The following is a 14,143-nucleotide window of genomic DNA, read 5'->3' on the forward strand; positions in this document are numbered from 1 at the left end:
GGCTTGGCCCCGGGACGCCAGAGGCGTGATTTCCCTGGCCTTTGTGGTGGGAACCGGCCATACAGCGGCCCGCCGGGCGGGACCGAAGGGTTCCGCCCGCCCTCCGCGTATGCGGTGGGCTGACAGGAACGGCCGCGCCGCGGCGTTTCCGGCCACATGGATCCCCGTTGCGCGGGAACGCGCACCGAGGCCGCCTCGCGGTAACGCGTGCGGATACCATGCCGCCCGAGACGCCGGGCATCCAAGCCCGGAGACAGTGGGGCTTGGGGGGCGCAGAGACCCTTCATCCCATCCGTGTCGCAACACCGCCCCGCAGGCAATCCGGCCTCGTGGGGCCGACAGGACGCACGCATGTTCGACAACTACTACCGCAAGGACATCGAGTGGGGCGGCAAGACGCTGACCCTCGAGACGGGCAAGATCGCCCGTCAGGCCGATGGGGCCGTGATGGCGCGGCTGGGCGACACCATCGTGCTCTGCACCGTGGTCGGTGCCCGCAACGTGAAGCCGGGGCAGGACTTCTTCCCCCTCACGGTGAACTACCAGGAGAAGGCCTTCGCGGCCGGCAAGATCCCGGGCGGCTTCTTCAAGCGCGAGGGCCGTCCCTCCGAGAACGAGACCCTCGTCTCCCGCCTGATCGACCGCCCGATCCGCCCCCTCTTCCCAGAGGGCTTCCGGAACGAGGTTCAGGTCGTCGCGACCGTGCTGTCGCATGACCTCGAGAACAATCCCGATGTGGTCGCCATGGTCGGCTGCTCCGCCGCCCTGACCATCTCGGGCATCCCCTTCTTCGGCCCGATTGCTGGCGCGCGCGTCGGCTATGCGGCGGGTGAGTACATCCTCAACCCGACGCTGGACCAGGTGAAGACGAGCGAGCTCGACCTCTTCGTCGCCGGCACGGCCGAGGGCGTGCTGATGGTGGAGTCCGAGGCCAAGGAGCTGTCCGAGGCCGTGATGCTCGGCGCCGTGGAGTTCGGCCACAAGGCTTTCCAGCCGGTCATCCAGGGCATCATCGAGCTGGCCGAGCGCGCCGCCAAGGAGCCCTGGCCGCTGGCCGAGGTCTCCGAGGCCGACAAGGCGCTGAAGGCCCGCATCGCCGAGCTCGGCACCGCCGATATGACCGAGGCCTATAAGGAGACGGTCAAGCAGTCCCGCTACGCCAAGGTTGGCGCGGTGAAGAAGGCGATCGCCGAGAAGCTGGAGGCCGAGGGCATCGACCCCGCCACTGCCAAGGGCTTCATGAAGGGGCTGGAGGCGGATGTCGTCCGCAACACCATCCTCGACACCGGCATCCGCATCGACGGCCGCGACACCAAGACCGTGCGCCCGATCGTGTCCGAGGTCGGCATCCTGCCGCGCGCCCATGGCTCTTCCCTGTTCACCCGTGGCGAGACGCAGGCCTTCTGCGTCGCGACCCTGGGCACCGGCCAGGACGAGCAGATCATCGACGCCCTCCCCGGCGAGTACCGGGAGGACTTTATGCTGCACTACAACTTCCCGCCCTACTCGGTGGGTGAGACGGGCCGCATGGGCTCCCCGGGCCGTCGTGAGATCGGCCATGGCAAGCTTGCCTGGCGCGCCATCCACCCGCTGCTGCCGGAGAAGGACAAGTTCCCCTACACGATCCGCGTCGTGTCGGAGATCACGGAGTCCAATGGCTCCTCCTCCATGGCGACCGTCTGCGGCACCTCGCTGTCGCTGATGGACGCCGGCGTGCCGCTGGTGCGCCCCTGCGCCGGCATCGCCATGGGCCTGATCAAGGAAGACAAGGGCTTCGCGGTCCTGTCCGACATCCTGGGCGACGAGGATCACCTCGGCGACATGGACTTCAAGGTGGCCGGGTCGGAGCAGGGCATCACCGCCCTGCAGATGGACATCAAGATCACGTCCATCACCTTCGAGATCATGAAGATCGCGCTCGAGCAGGCGAAGGATGGCCGCATCCACATCCTGGGCGAGATGGCGAAGGGCCTTTCCGGCTCTCGCGGCGAGGTGGCCGCGACCGCCCCGCGCATCACCGTGATCCAGGTGCCGAAGGACAAGATCCGCGAAGTCATCGGGACGGGCGGCAAGGTGATCCGCGAGATCGTCGAGCAGACCGGCACGAAGATCGACATCGAGGATGACGGCACGATCAAGATCGCGTCGAGCAGCACCGAGGCGACCCAGGCCGCGATCGACCGCATCCGTGGCATCACGGCAGAGGCCGAGGTGGGCGCGATCTACAACGGCACCGTCGTGAAGGTCGCCGACTTCGGCGCCTTCGTGAACTTCCTTGGTGCCAAGGACGGGCTCGTCCACATCAGCGAGCTCGGGCAGGACCGCGTGAACCGCACCGCCGACGTCGTCTCGGTGGGCGACAAGGTGAAGGTGAAGGTCATCGGCTTCGATGATCGCGGCAAGGTGAAGCTGTCCATGCGGGTGGTGAACCAGCAGACCGGCGCCGACATGACCGAGGAGGTGGGCGCCAAGCGCCCGCGCGCCGAGGGTGAGGACAACGGCGAGCGCCGCGAACGGAGCGACCGTGGTGACCGGAACGATCGCCCGCGCCGTCCGCGCCGCGACGACTGAAGACGCGGTGCCGCGTTCCGCGGCAGCGTGAATTCGAAGTAAAGGCCGGGCCGGGGACTGTTCCATTTCCCTGGCCCGGACCATATGCGGCCCCGAGAGACGGTCCGGTGACCGTCCTGTTCCAGGGAAGAGACTGGCCTTGAAGGCGATCAACACCATTCGCATGGGCGGTGCCGAGGTCCTCCCCCTCGTCGAGGGCGGCAAGGGCGTCTCCGCCACCAATGGTGCGTCCAGCGGCAATTGGGCCGCAGAGGGTGGCGTTGGCACCTTCTCCGCCGTGAATGCCGACAGCTACGACGCCCAGGGGCGGATCATTCCGCAGGAGTACCACGGCAAGACGCGGCGCGAGCGCCACGAGGAGCTGGTGGCCTATGGCATCGCCGGCGGCATCGCGCAGGCGCGCGAGGCGCATGAGCGGTCCAATGGCCGTGGCCGGGTCCATGCCAACATCCTGTGGGAGATGGGCGGGGCGGAGCGCGTGGCGCGTGGGATGCTGGAAGGGGCCAAGGGCCTGATCCATGGCATCACCTGCGGTGCCGGCATGCCCTACCGCCTGGCCGACATCGCGCGGGAATACCGCGTCCACATCTATCCCATCGTTTCCTCCGCCCGCGCCTTCAGCGCGCTGTGGAAGCGCGCCTATTCCAAGGCCAGCGAGTGGCTGGGCGGCGTGGTCTACGAGGATCCCTGGCTGGCTGGCGGCCATAACGGCCTGTCCAACTCCGAGGACCCCCGCAAGCCGGAGGCGCCCTATGCCCGCGTGCTGAAGCTGCGCCAGCAGATGCGCGAGTTCGGCCTGGGCGAGGTGCCCATCATCATGGCCGGCGGCGTGTGGTGGCTCGAGGAGTGGGAGGATTGGATCGACAATCCCGAGCTGGGTCCGATCGCCTTCCAGTTCGGCACGCGCCCGCTGCTGACGCGCGAGAGCCCGATCCCGGATGCCTGGAAGCAGCGCCTGCTGACGCTGAAGCCTGGCGATGTAAGCCTGCAGAACTTCTCCCCCACCGGCTTCTACAGCAGCGCGGTGCGCAACGACTTCCTGCGTGAGCTGGAGGGGCGGAGCCATCGACAAGTGGCCTACACGGCCGAGCCGATCGGCGAGCATTCGGCGCAATACGGCGTCGGTCCGCGCAAGCGGTCCGTCTATCTAGTGCCGGGTGACCTGCAGCATGTGAAGCAGTGGGAGAACGAGGGCCATACCGAGGCGCTCCGCACCCCCGACGACACGCTGATCTTCGTGACGCCCGAGACCAGTCGGCAGATCCTGGCGGACCAGGTGGCTTGCATGGGCTGCCTCTCCCAGTGCCGCTTCTCCAACTGGGCGCAGCACACGGACGATCACTCCAACGGCAAGAAGGCCGATCCGCGCAGCTTCTGCATCCAGAAGACGCTGCAGGACATCGGCCATGGCGGCGATCCGGAGCACAATCTGATGTTCGCCGGGCACAACGCGCCCCGCTTTGCGCAGGATCCCTTCTACTCGAACGGGTTCATCCCGACGGTGAAGGAGCTTGTCGGGCGGATCATGACCGGCCGCTGATCCGGCACTCGCCCGCCTTTCTGCGTTCTGCACAGTTCTGAACGGCCCGCCTCCCGCAAGGGGCGGGCCGTTTGCATATATTTGCATTTGGAAACAAAGATGTGTCCACGCAGACGTGTATGCGCGGAGCGACGGGTCGCAGGGTAGTTTCCGCCGACGCCCGGTCCGGGCGCGAGCGGAGGCGAGGATGCTGGAACTCACGATCAATGGCGAGACCCGGCAAGTAGAGACGGAAGGCGACACCCCGCTCCTCTGGGTGCTGCGCGACACGCTGGGCATGACGGGCACCAAGTATGGCTGCGGCATTGCCCAGTGCGGGGCCTGCACGGTGCTGGTCGATGGCACCGCCACCCGGGCCTGCGTCACCCCTGCCGAAAGCGTGGTCGGCGCGCAGGTGACGACCATCGAGGCGGTGGAGCGGGATCCCGTGGGCGCCAAGGTGGTCGAGGCCTGGGTTTCGAACCAGGTGGCACAATGCGGCTACTGCCAGTCCGGCCAGGTGATGGCCGCGACGGCGCTGCTGAAGCAGACGCCCAAGCCGAGCGAGGAGGACATCACCGCCGCGATGACCAATCTCTGCCGCTGCGGCACCTACAACGCCATTGCCGCCGCTGTGCGGCAGGCCGCGACAGCCTGAACGGGAGACGCGGAGCATGGACGGCATGATCAATCCCGGCACCGATGCCCTCCTGGGCAGCCCGGCCGCCGAAGTGACGATCCCCGAGACGGGCGTCGCTAACCTTTCCCGCCGCGGCTTGTTCGGCGTGGGCGCCGGCGCGCTGCTGCTGGGCGTCATGGTGAAGGGCCGCGCCGCGCAGGCGCAGGGCGAGGGGCTGGCCGCCGCTGCGCCGCGCCCCGGCACGCAGGTGGCCGCCTTCCTCGAGATCCGGCAGGACGGAAAGGTGCGGCTGCTCTCTCCCTTCGTGGAGGGCGGGCAGGGCGTCGCCACCGCCATGGCACAGATCGTCGGCGAGGAACTGGACGTCGATCCGGCGAATTTCATCGTGGACTGCGCACCGCCCGGTGCGGACTACATGGTGGTCAATGGCCGGCGGCTGACGGGCGGCAGTCTTTCCGTGCGGTCCAGCTACGGCACGATGCGCCAGCTGGGCGCCACCACCCGCAACATGCTCGTCCGCGCCGCCGCCGCGCGGCTGAACGCGCCCGAAGCGGAGCTGACCACCGAGCCCGGCAAGGTCCTGCACCGCGCCTCCAACCGCTCCCTGACCTATGCGGAGCTGGTGGCGGACGCGATGAAGCTGCAGCCGAGCGAGGTGGCGGCGCAGCGCGATCCCGCGAGTTTCCGCTGGATCGGCAAGCCCGTCCCGCGGCTGGATGCGCGGGACAAGTCCACGGGCCGCGCGCAATACGCGATCGACCTGAAGGTCGAGAACATGCTGCAGGCGGCCGTGACCCATGCGCCGCGGCTCGGCCAGGAACCCGGCACCCTGGCCAATGAGGCCGAGGTGCGCGGCATGCCCGGCGTGCATTCCATCCAGAAGCTGCCCGGTGCCGTGGCCGTGCTGGCCGATAGCTGGTGGCGCGCCCGCAAGGCCGTGGAGGCGCTGCAGGTGACCTGGACGGAGGGGCAGCACGCCCGCGCCCTGCCGGCCGACTTCTCCTCGGCCGGTATGCTGGCGAAGCTGCGCGCGGAGAAGGGAGCCGGTGCGCCGGCGGAGGAGAGTGGCGATCTGGCCGCCGCCTTCGCGGGCGCCGCCAAGACGATCGAGGCGGAGTATGACGCGCCCTATCTGGCGCATGCCCAGATCGAGCCGCCCTCCGCCATCGCGCGCTTCAACGAGGACGGCACGCTGGACCTGTGGGTGCCGAACCAGGCGCCCGAGATGTTCCAGGCCGTCGCCGCGAAGGTCGCCGGACTCGCACAGGACAAGGTGAAGATCCATTCGCCCATCCTGGGCGGCTTCTTCGGCCGGCACTTCCTCTATGAGGCTTCGGCGCCCTTCCCGCAGGCGATCCTGCTGTCCAAGGCCGTGAACCGCCCGGTGAAGGTGCTCTGGACGCGGGAGGAGGAGTTCCTGCGGGACGGGCTCCGCCCCATCGGCTTCGCACGCTTCAAAGGCGGGCTGGACGCGAATGGCATGCCGGTCGCGCTTCATGCCGCCGCCATGGGCGAGGGCCCCATCGGCCGTTACTTCACGCCGGACCGGCCGGTGGATTCCTCAATGGTCGAGGGCATCGCCGGCAAGCCCTATTCCATCGCCGCGAAGCGCGTGGATTGCGTGAAGATTCCGCAGGCGCCGATCATCTCCTTCTGGCGCTCCGTCGGCCACTCGATGAACGACTTCTTCTACGAGTCCTTCCTCGACGAGATGGCAATCGCGGGCGGGCGGGACCCGTATGAGATGCGGTTGGCCATGCTGGGCGACAAGCCGCGCCAGGCGACGCTGCTGCGCGCGGTGGCGGAGATGTCGGGCGGCTGGAAGCGCGGGCCTTTCGAGGTGGATGGCGTGCGTCGCGCGAGGGGCGTTGCCATGGCCTCGCCCTTCGGCTCGGAGGTCGCGACCATAGCCGAGGTCTCGATCGCCGATGGCGAGATCCGTGTGCATGACATCTGGGTGGCGATCGACCCGGGCCGGGCGGTGAACCCGGCGATCATCGAGGCGCAGGTGCAGTCCGCCGCAGCCATCGGCCTTTCCTCCTCCCTGCTGGAGGAGGTCACTTATGAGGGCGGGGAGCCGCAGCAGCGCAACTTCGACACCTATCCGATCCTTTCTTTGGTTCGCATGCCACGAATCCACGTTCGCGTGGTGGAAAGCGGCGCTGCGCTGGGCGGCATCGGCGAGCCGGGCGTGCCCGGCGTGCCGCCTGCGGTTGCGAATGCCGTGGCGGCGCTGACGGGTGAGCGCATCCGCAGCCTGCCGATGTCCAAGACCCGCCTGGGGTCGTGATAAGGGTTGATGTGATGCGCCTTGTACTCGCCGCCGCCCTGGCGGCTCTTGCGATGCCAGCCTTCGCGCAGGATGCGGCCGACCCCGCCAAGGGCCGGACATTGTTTCAGCGGCAATGCGCGAGCTGCCATCAGGTGGCTTCCACCCGGAATGGCGGCGGCCCGCATCTGCAGGGCGTGGTGGGTCGGCCGGCTGCCAGCGTGGAGGGGTTCAACTACTCCCCCGCGCTTAAGGCCTCCGGCATCACCTGGAGCGTGGAGGAGCTGAACGAGTTCCTCGCGAACCCGCAGGGCAAGGTGCGCGGCACGCGCCAGCCCATTCGCGTGACGAACGAGGCAGACCGCCGGGATATCGTCGCCTATCTGGCCGCGCCCGGAACCTGAAGGTTGGGGAAGGAACTCTCCTAGCCCCCCCTCTTCCTTTTATCGTCGGGAGGAGGGGGACCGGGGGAGTTCACTCCCCCGTCCTTCCTTCACTTCGCTCGAAGCACGCCTTCGACCGCACGCGCCACCGCCAGCAGCCGCGTGTCGCCGCCATGCTCCCCCGTCAGCATCAGCCCGACAGGCGCCTCGTCTTCTGCCTGGCACGGCAGGCTGATCGAGCAGCGGTCCAGGAAGTTCCCCACCGCCGTGTTCCGCAGCAGCAGCATGTTGATGCGGTTGAAGTCATCCGCCGCCGCCAGCTCGGCGATGGCGGGGGGCGTCAGCGGGCAGGTCGGCGCGATGATGGCATCGAAATGGGCGGTGCGCGGGGCGATGGCCGCGATGATCCGCGCGCGCTCGGCCATCAGGGTGATGAAATCGGCTGCCGTCATGCTCGCGCCGCGCTCGATGCGGGCGAGGATCAGCGGGTCGTAGCGGTCGCGTGCGCGGCCGATCAGCTCCCGGTGCAGCGCCCAGGATTCCGCCGCCGCGAAGCCACCGGTGGCGTTGGCGGCAGGGATTTCCGCGATCTCGGGCAGGGCGACGTCGATGAGCTTCGCGCCGGCTGCTTCCAGGCGGCGCAGCGCAATGTCGAAGGCCGCGATGACGGGCTGGGCTAGGCCGTCGAACAGATAGGTGGCGCTCGGCAGGCCGAGGCGCAGCCCTTCGAGCGGGGCGGCGACGGGCGGGGTGGCGTCCTCGGCGCCGGCCATCACCGCATCCAACGTGGCGCAGCAGGCGACGCTCGGGGCGAGCGGCCCGATGCTGTCCAGCGTGGTGGAGAGCGGGAAGGCGCCGGTCAGCGGCACGCGGGAGGCTGTGGGCTTATAGCCGGTGATGCCGCAGAGCGCGGCCGGCACCCGGCAGGAGCCGCCGGTGTCGGAGCCGATGGCGCCGAAGCCCATCCCATCCGCGACCGCCACGGCGGCGCCGGAGGAGGAGCCGCCGGGCACGCGGCCCGTGGCGCGGTCATAGGGTGAACGCGGCGTGTCGTAATGCGGGTTCAGCCCCGTGCCGGAGAAGGCGAATTCCACCATGTTGGTGCGGCCGAGCACGACGAAGCCGGCGCGCTCGAGCCGCGCGATGGCCGTGGCCGTGGTGTTGGCGGGAGTGGCATCCTTGCGGGCGATGGAGCCGGCGGTGGTGGTGACGCCCGCCTGGTCGAACAGGTCCTTGATGCTGATCGGGATGCCCGCATAGGGGCTGGGCGCGCGATTGGCGCGGCGAAGGGAATCCATGGCGCCGGCGGCGGCGCGAGCGGCCTCGGCCTGGACCGCCACGAAGGCGCGTCCGCCTTCCCCGGAGGGGTCGAGGACGCGGGAGAGCGCCTCCTCAACGAGTTGTGTGGATGTGGTGGTGCCAGCCGCCAGTGCGCGGGCGGCGTCGTCGATGGTCTGCATTCCGACAGGATGCTCCGCCAGGAACCCGTCCGCAATGTGAGCGGCAATGGCTGTGGCGGCACCGATTTCGGTCACGGGGCCTGAGGTGCGGAGATTGACAGGAGCGAGCGGCACATTCCAGGCTGTCAGGTAACCAAGAGGTTATATGCCCCATCCGGAGGACGTTTGATGTTCCGACGCATCGCCCGCATCGCGACGGCGGCCGTGCTCGCCGCGTTGCCATGGGTGTCCACCCCCAGTCAGGCGCAGGAGTGGCGGGGCTGGAACATCCATCCGCCGGACTATCCCGTTTCACGCGGAATGGATCGCTTCACGGAACTCGTGGCGCAGCGGACCAACAACCGCATCCGCATGCGCACCTTTCACTCCGCGCAGCTCGGCCAGCAGGACGAGGCGATTCAGCAGATGCGGATCGGCAGCATCGACTTCGCCGAATTCAACATGAGCGGGCTGAACAACATCGTCCCCTCGACCCAGGTTTTCACGCTGCCCTTCATCTTCCGCGACGTGGCGCATCAGCATGCCGTGGTGGATGGTCCGATCGGCGACGCGGTGGGCGAGGACCTGGCGAAAGCCGGCTTCGTGGTGCTGGCCTGGTATGACGCGGGTGCGCGCAGCATGTACGCGCGCCGCCCCATCCGCACACCCGAGGACATGCGCGGCCTGAAGGTGCGCGTGCAGACCTCGGATCTGTGGATCGACATCATGCGGGCCCTCGGCGCCAATGCGACGCCGCTGCCCTTCGGGGAAGTCTACACCTCCCTCCAGTCCGGTGTGATCGATGCGGCCGAGAACAACTGGCCGTCCTATGAGAGCACACGGCACTTCGAGGTGGCGCGCTACTTCACCACCACGGAGCATTCCAACGTGCCAGAAATCCTGGCGGTCTCCCGCCAGCGCTGGCAGCGCCTGAACGCGGCGGACCGCGAGCTGCTGCGGACGGCTGCCCGCGAGAGCGCGACCTATCAGCGAGAGCTGTGGGCGGAGCGTGAGCGGACCAGCCGGGATAAGGTCGTCGCAGGTGGCGCGCAGGTTATCGAGATCACGGATCGTGCGCCCTGGTCCCGGCTGATGGAGCCGCTCTACACCAAGTATGCCAGCGAGCCGCGGATGGCGGAGCTCGTAAGACGAATCCGCGAAGCACGCTGAGGCAGGCCGCGCAGATGGACGCCGTCTCCCGCGTGTTCGACACGCTGTCCCGGTTTGTCATCGTCGTGGCCGGGGCGGCGCTCGTCTTCCTGGTGGCCATCACGGGGTGGATGGTGTTCGGCCGTTACGTGCTGAACGACACGCCCACCTGGGTGGAGCGGACGGCGGTGCTGATCGTCCTTTCCATCTCGCTGCCGGTCGCGGCGGTCGGGGTGCGAGAGCGCTTCCATCTCTCGGTGATTGGCTTTCGGGATGCACTGCCGCCGCGGGCGAAGCGCGTGGCGACGATCCTCTCCGATGCCGTGGTGGGCCTCTTCGGCCTAGCTATGGCCTTCTACTCCTGGGAGCTGGTCGAGACGGCCTGGGCCATCCGCATCCCGCTGCTGGGGATCCGCCAGGGCTGGACCTATGTGCCGCTGATCGTCGGCGGCATCTTGATCGCCCTTTTCGCCGCCGAGCAGGTGGTACGCGACCTGACCGGCGCACGGCAGCCCGACGCCACCATCGTCACCCTGGAGTAGACTCCTTGGAAACCGGTTTGATCCTGATCTTCGCGATTTTTATTGCGGGGATCGTCACCGGGCTGCCGGTGGCCTTCACCCTCGGCGTTGCCGCAGTCGCCGGCTTCCTGTGGGAAGACATCAATCCTGCCGTCGCCTTCCAGCAGATGACGGCGGGGATGAGCATCTTCTCGCTGCTTGCCATCCCCTTCTTCATCTTCGCCGGCGAGATCATGATGCATGGTGGCATCGCACGGCGCCTGATCAACGTCGCATCCGGCTTCGTTGGTTGGATGCGCGGTGGCCTGGGTGTTGTCGACGTCGCCTCCTCCATGCTGTTCGGCGGGATCTCGGGCTCGGCCGTGGCGGATGCCTCCGCGGTCGGCACGCTGCTGATCCCGGCGATGAAGCAGAAGGGCTACGACACGGATTATGCGGTGGCAGTCACCGCCACCTCCTCCATCGCGGGGATCATGATCCCGCCCAGCCACAACATGATCATCTACTCGCTCGCGGCGGGAGGCGGTATTTCGGTTTCCGCTCTGTTCCTCGCGGGCATCGTGCCGGGCGTGCTGATGTGCCTCTGCCTCGGCGTCACGGCCTATATCATCGCGGTGAAGCGCGGCTATCCCGCCGAGCCCTGGGCGGGGTTCCGGGCCCTGGCCTGGAGCTTCCTGGATGCGCTGCCTGGCATGGTGACGGCGGTGATCATCCTGGGCGGCGTGCTGTCCGGCGTGTTCACCGTGACGGAGAGCGCGGCCTTCGGCGCAATCTGGGCGCTGCTGGTGACATTGATCGTCTATCGCGGGCTGAGCTGGGAGAGCTTCAAGGTCTCGGTCGCGGCCTCGGTCCGCACCACGGCCATCGTCATGCTGCTGGTTGGCACCGCCAGCGCCTTCGCCTATCTCCTCGCGCTGTACCAGTTCGCCGACCTGCTGACCCAGGCAATGCTGTCCATCAGCGACAATCCCATCGTCATTCTGCTGATGATCAACGTGGCCCTGCTGCTGCTGGGCTGCGTGATGGACATGGCGCCCCTGATCCTGATCACCACCCCGATCTTCCTGCCCGTTGTCACTTCCATTGGCATGGACCCGGTGCAGTTCGGCATGGTGATGATGATGAATCTCGGCCTGGGGCTGACGACGCCACCGGTAGGCGCCGTTCTCTTTGTCGGATGCGCCATCGGGCGCATCCCGATCGAGCATGTCATGAAGACCATCGTTCCCTTCTATGCGGCTATCCTGGTGGCGCTGGCATTGACCACCTATTGGCCCGCGGTCTCCCTCACCATCCCCCGGCTCGCGCTCGGCTACGGCGGCTAGGCGAGCCGCCAAGGGCCGGGAGTGGCTTCACGCCGAGGCCGGCCCACGCCACCATGCACCCGTGACGACACGGAGAAGGATGCCATGAACGCTGCCAAGGACCGCCCCGTCCTGCTGACCGGGGCATCCGGCGCGCTCGGACGCGTGCTGTCGCGTGCCCTGGGGGCCGCAGGATGGACCCTGCGACTGACCGACATCGCGCCCTTCCCGGACGACTTGCCCAAGGGGGCGGCCTTCACCAAGGCCGACCTGAACGATGGCCCCACCATCCTGCGCCTCGCCGAAGGCTGCCAGGCCATCCTGCATTTCGGCGGCATCAGCACGGAGCACCCGTTCGAGGTGGTGCTGGGCCCCAATATCCGCGGCCTGTACCACGTGTATGAGGCGGCACGGCGCGAGAAGGCGCGGGTGCTCTTCGCCAGCAGCAACCATGCCATCGGCTTCCATGAGCGGCCGGCCGGCAACGGGGAGTTGCTCGACGCCGATTGCGCCTTCCGTCCCGACACTTTCTACGGCCTCTCCAAGGCCTATGGGGAGCTGATGGGGCGGATGTACTGGGACAAGCACGGGGTGGAGAACCTGAACCTCCGTATCGGCTCCGCCTTCCCCGAGCCGGCGGAGCGGCGGATGCTCTCCACCTGGCTGTCCTATGATGACCTGGCGCGCGCGGCGGAGAAGTTCCTCACCGCGCCGCGGATCGGCCATGCGGTGGTCTGGGGCGCCTCGAACAATCCCGACACCTACTGGGGCAAGGATCATCGCGACCGCATCGGCTGGGAGCCGCAGGATTCCGCCGAGCCGTACCGTGAGAAGGTGGGCGAAAAGGTTTCCGGCAATCCGGTGACGGAGCGCTACCAGGGGGGCAGCTACACCGCCATGGACTACACGCGCGAAGCGCCCTCACCGAAGGATCAGTTCTCGCTGGACTGAGCGCCGTGCTGGAAATCGCAGGAGGGGCATGGCGCGCCGCGCTGCTGCCGGAGCGGGGCGGGGCGCTGGCCATGCTCGCCCATGCGGGGCAGGACGTGCTGCTGCCGCTGCCGACGGGCGCCGATCCCAACGACTACTGGGCCGGCGCCTTCCTGATGCTGCCCTGGAGCAACCGCCTGGACGAGGGCCGTCTGCCCTATCCTGGCGGCGTGCATCACTTCCCCTGCAACCGCGCGGTGGAGCGTACGGCACTGCACGGGATCTCGCGCGAGCATTCGTGGCGCGTGGAAGGCGCTGCGCCCGATCGCGCAGTGCTGGTGCAGGAGATCGACGAGGCACCTTATCGCTACGCAGCGCGGCTGGAGGTGGTGCTGGACGAGGCCTTTTCGCTCGCGCTCACGGTGAGGAACCGGGGTACGGAGAACATGCCCTTTGGCACCGGCTGGCATCCCTTCTTCGCGCGCCCCGCCGGCACGACGCTGTCCTTTCACGCGACGGGGACGCTGGCGCGGGACGACCGCAACCTGCCTGTGGCAACCGTTCCCTCGCGCGGCGTGGATGGCGGAGAGGATGCCTATTCCGGGCTGGACACGCATTACACCGGCTGGGATGGCCAGGCGCGGCTGAGCCTGGGTGAAGCCGCCTTCACCTTGCGCGCGGAGGAGGCGTGGTCGCGCAATCTGCAGGTCTTCGCGCCGCATGGTGCGCCGGTGATCTGCGTGGAACCAGTGAGCCATGTGCCGGATGTGGTGAACCGGCCGGGCTTCGCCCGGCTGGGCGACATGCGGCATCTCGCACCCGGCGAATTAATGACAGGGCGCGTGTCGCTGCTGCCTGTAACGTGATGCAACCGGCAACCTTCGGGATTCGCGGGGCGTTGGCTCGCGAAGGACGGAGGATTGCGACATGGCATCCGGCACGGCACGCAAGACGGATACGAAGCTCTGGAACAGGTTGAAGGCACGCATCAGGCGCGGCACGAAGGGCGGCGATGCGGGTGAATGGTCGGCGCGCAAGGCGCAGCTCGCGGTCGCGGAGTACAAGAAGGCCGGCGGCGGCTATGTCGACGGGAAGAGTGAGGACAACCATCTTTCGCAATGGACGAAGGAGGAGTGGGGCACGAAGTCTGGCCGCGCAAGCGGCAAGACCGGCGAGCGCTACCTGCCGCGCAAGGCGCGTGATGTGCTGAGCGATTCCGAATACGCGCGCAGCACGGCGCGCAAGCGGCGCGACACTGCCGAGGGCAAGCAGTTCTCCCGCCAGCCGGCTGATGTCGCACGCAAGACGGCGAAGGCGCGCGACGCAGCGCGGCCGGCCACGAAGCGCAGTGCGGCGACGCGGAGCGCCACGACGCCGGCGTCCACCACCAGGCGCAGCACGACAGGGGCGCGCAAGCC

At 68.1% G+C, this 14,143-nt stretch carries 12 protein-coding genes; 10 read left to right on the forward strand and 2 right to left on the reverse strand.

What is annotated here, in order from left to right; genetic code table 11:
• Window positions 1-351 precede the first annotated feature (351 nt).
• The 5 genes from pnp (at window position 352) to GSE44_RS01605 (ending at window position 7,403) form a co-directional block, all read left to right on the forward strand.
• On the forward strand, window positions 352-2,571 hold the full coding sequence (gene pnp / locus GSE44_RS01585; protein ID WP_159346564.1) for a polyribonucleotide nucleotidyltransferase: 2,220 nt from the start codon (window positions 352-354) through the stop codon (window positions 2,569-2,571).
• Window positions 2,572-2,710: 139 nt separating this feature from the next.
• Window positions 2,711-4,111: an NAD(P)H-dependent flavin oxidoreductase gene (locus tag GSE44_RS01590; protein WP_159346566.1), complete on the forward strand. Its 1,401-nt coding sequence runs from the start codon at window positions 2,711-2,713 to the stop codon at window positions 4,109-4,111.
• Between the two features lie 187 nt (window positions 4,112-4,298).
• Complete coding sequence (locus GSE44_RS01595; RefSeq protein ID WP_201305878.1) at window positions 4,299-4,748, forward strand: (2Fe-2S)-binding protein; 450 nt, start codon at window positions 4,299-4,301, stop codon at window positions 4,746-4,748.
• A 16-nt stretch (window positions 4,749-4,764) separates the two neighbouring features.
• Complete coding sequence (locus tag GSE44_RS01600) at window positions 4,765-7,020, forward strand: xanthine dehydrogenase family protein molybdopterin-binding subunit (protein WP_201305879.1); 2,256 nt, start codon at window positions 4,765-4,767, stop codon at window positions 7,018-7,020.
• A gap of 14 nt (window positions 7,021-7,034) precedes the next feature.
• On the forward strand, window positions 7,035-7,403 hold the full coding sequence (locus GSE44_RS01605; RefSeq protein WP_159346567.1) for a c-type cytochrome: 369 nt from the start codon (window positions 7,035-7,037) through the stop codon (window positions 7,401-7,403).
• A gap of 89 nt (window positions 7,404-7,492) precedes the next feature.
• On the opposite strand, the gene GSE44_RS01610 is transcribed toward GSE44_RS01605, so the two are convergent.
• Window positions 7,493-8,842 (reverse strand): amidase, encoded by a 1,350-nt coding sequence (locus GSE44_RS01610; protein WP_159346569.1) that lies wholly within the window; start codon window positions 8,840-8,842, stop codon window positions 7,493-7,495.
• Window positions 8,843-9,010: 168 nt separating this feature from the next.
• On the opposite strand from GSE44_RS01610, the gene GSE44_RS01615 reads away from it, so the two are divergent.
• The 5 genes from GSE44_RS01615 to GSE44_RS01635 all read left to right on the forward strand — a co-directional run bounded on the left by GSE44_RS01615 (window position 9,011) and on the right by GSE44_RS01635 (window position 13,591).
• On the forward strand, window positions 9,011-9,991 hold the full coding sequence (locus GSE44_RS01615) for a TRAP transporter substrate-binding protein (protein ID WP_159346572.1): 981 nt from the start codon (window positions 9,011-9,013) through the stop codon (window positions 9,989-9,991).
• 14 nt (window positions 9,992-10,005) lie between these two features.
• A complete protein-coding gene (locus GSE44_RS01620; protein WP_159346574.1) occupies window positions 10,006-10,512 on the forward strand; it encodes a TRAP transporter small permease in 507 nt (168 codons plus the stop codon).
• A 17-nt stretch (window positions 10,513-10,529) separates the two neighbouring features.
• Complete coding sequence (locus tag GSE44_RS01625; protein WP_235924491.1) at window positions 10,530-11,816, forward strand: TRAP transporter large permease; 1,287 nt, start codon at window positions 10,530-10,532, stop codon at window positions 11,814-11,816.
• A gap of 84 nt (window positions 11,817-11,900) precedes the next feature.
• Window positions 11,901-12,746, forward strand: coding sequence for an NAD-dependent epimerase/dehydratase family protein (locus GSE44_RS01630; protein WP_159346578.1), 846 nt, complete (start codon window positions 11,901-11,903; stop codon window positions 12,744-12,746).
• A gap of 5 nt (window positions 12,747-12,751) precedes the next feature.
• Complete coding sequence (locus GSE44_RS01635; RefSeq protein ID WP_235924492.1) at window positions 12,752-13,591, forward strand: aldose epimerase family protein; 840 nt, start codon at window positions 12,752-12,754, stop codon at window positions 13,589-13,591.
• A gap of 312 nt (window positions 13,592-13,903) precedes the next feature.
• Here the strand turns inward: GSE44_RS01635 and GSE44_RS01640 are convergent, their stop codons facing one another.
• Complete coding sequence (locus GSE44_RS01640) at window positions 13,904-14,140, reverse strand: hypothetical protein (RefSeq protein WP_159346580.1); 237 nt, start codon at window positions 14,138-14,140, stop codon at window positions 13,904-13,906.
• Between the last annotated feature and the right edge of the window lie 3 nt (window positions 14,141-14,143).

This window comes from Muricoccus harenae (assembly GCF_009848505.1).
GTDB lineage: Bacteria > Pseudomonadota > Alphaproteobacteria > Acetobacterales > Acetobacteraceae > Roseomonas > Roseomonas harenae.

Bases quoted from the DNA above. Each gene is read 5' to 3' on its own strand.
- GSE44_RS01610 (WP_159346569.1), bottom strand. From the start codon at position 8,842: ATGCAGACCATCGACGACGCCGCCCGCGCACTGGCGGCTGGCACCACC.
- GSE44_RS01615 (WP_159346572.1), top strand. From the start codon at position 9,011: ATGTTCCGACGCATCGCCCGCATCGCGACGGCGGCCGTGCTCGCCGCG.
- GSE44_RS01630 (WP_159346578.1), top strand. From the start codon at position 11,901: ATGAACGCTGCCAAGGACCGCCCCGTCCTGCTGACCGGGGCATCCGGC.
- GSE44_RS01605 (WP_159346567.1), top strand. From the start codon at position 7,035: ATGCGCCTTGTACTCGCCGCCGCCCTGGCGGCTCTTGCGATGCCAGCC.
- GSE44_RS01620 (WP_159346574.1), top strand. From the start codon at position 10,006: ATGGACGCCGTCTCCCGCGTGTTCGACACGCTGTCCCGGTTTGTCATC.
- GSE44_RS01595 (WP_201305878.1), top strand. From the start codon at position 4,299: ATGCTGGAACTCACGATCAATGGCGAGACCCGGCAAGTAGAGACGGAA.
- pnp (WP_159346564.1), top strand. From the start codon at position 352: ATGTTCGACAACTACTACCGCAAGGACATCGAGTGGGGCGGCAAGACG.
- GSE44_RS01600 (WP_201305879.1), top strand. From the start codon at position 4,765: ATGGACGGCATGATCAATCCCGGCACCGATGCCCTCCTGGGCAGCCCG.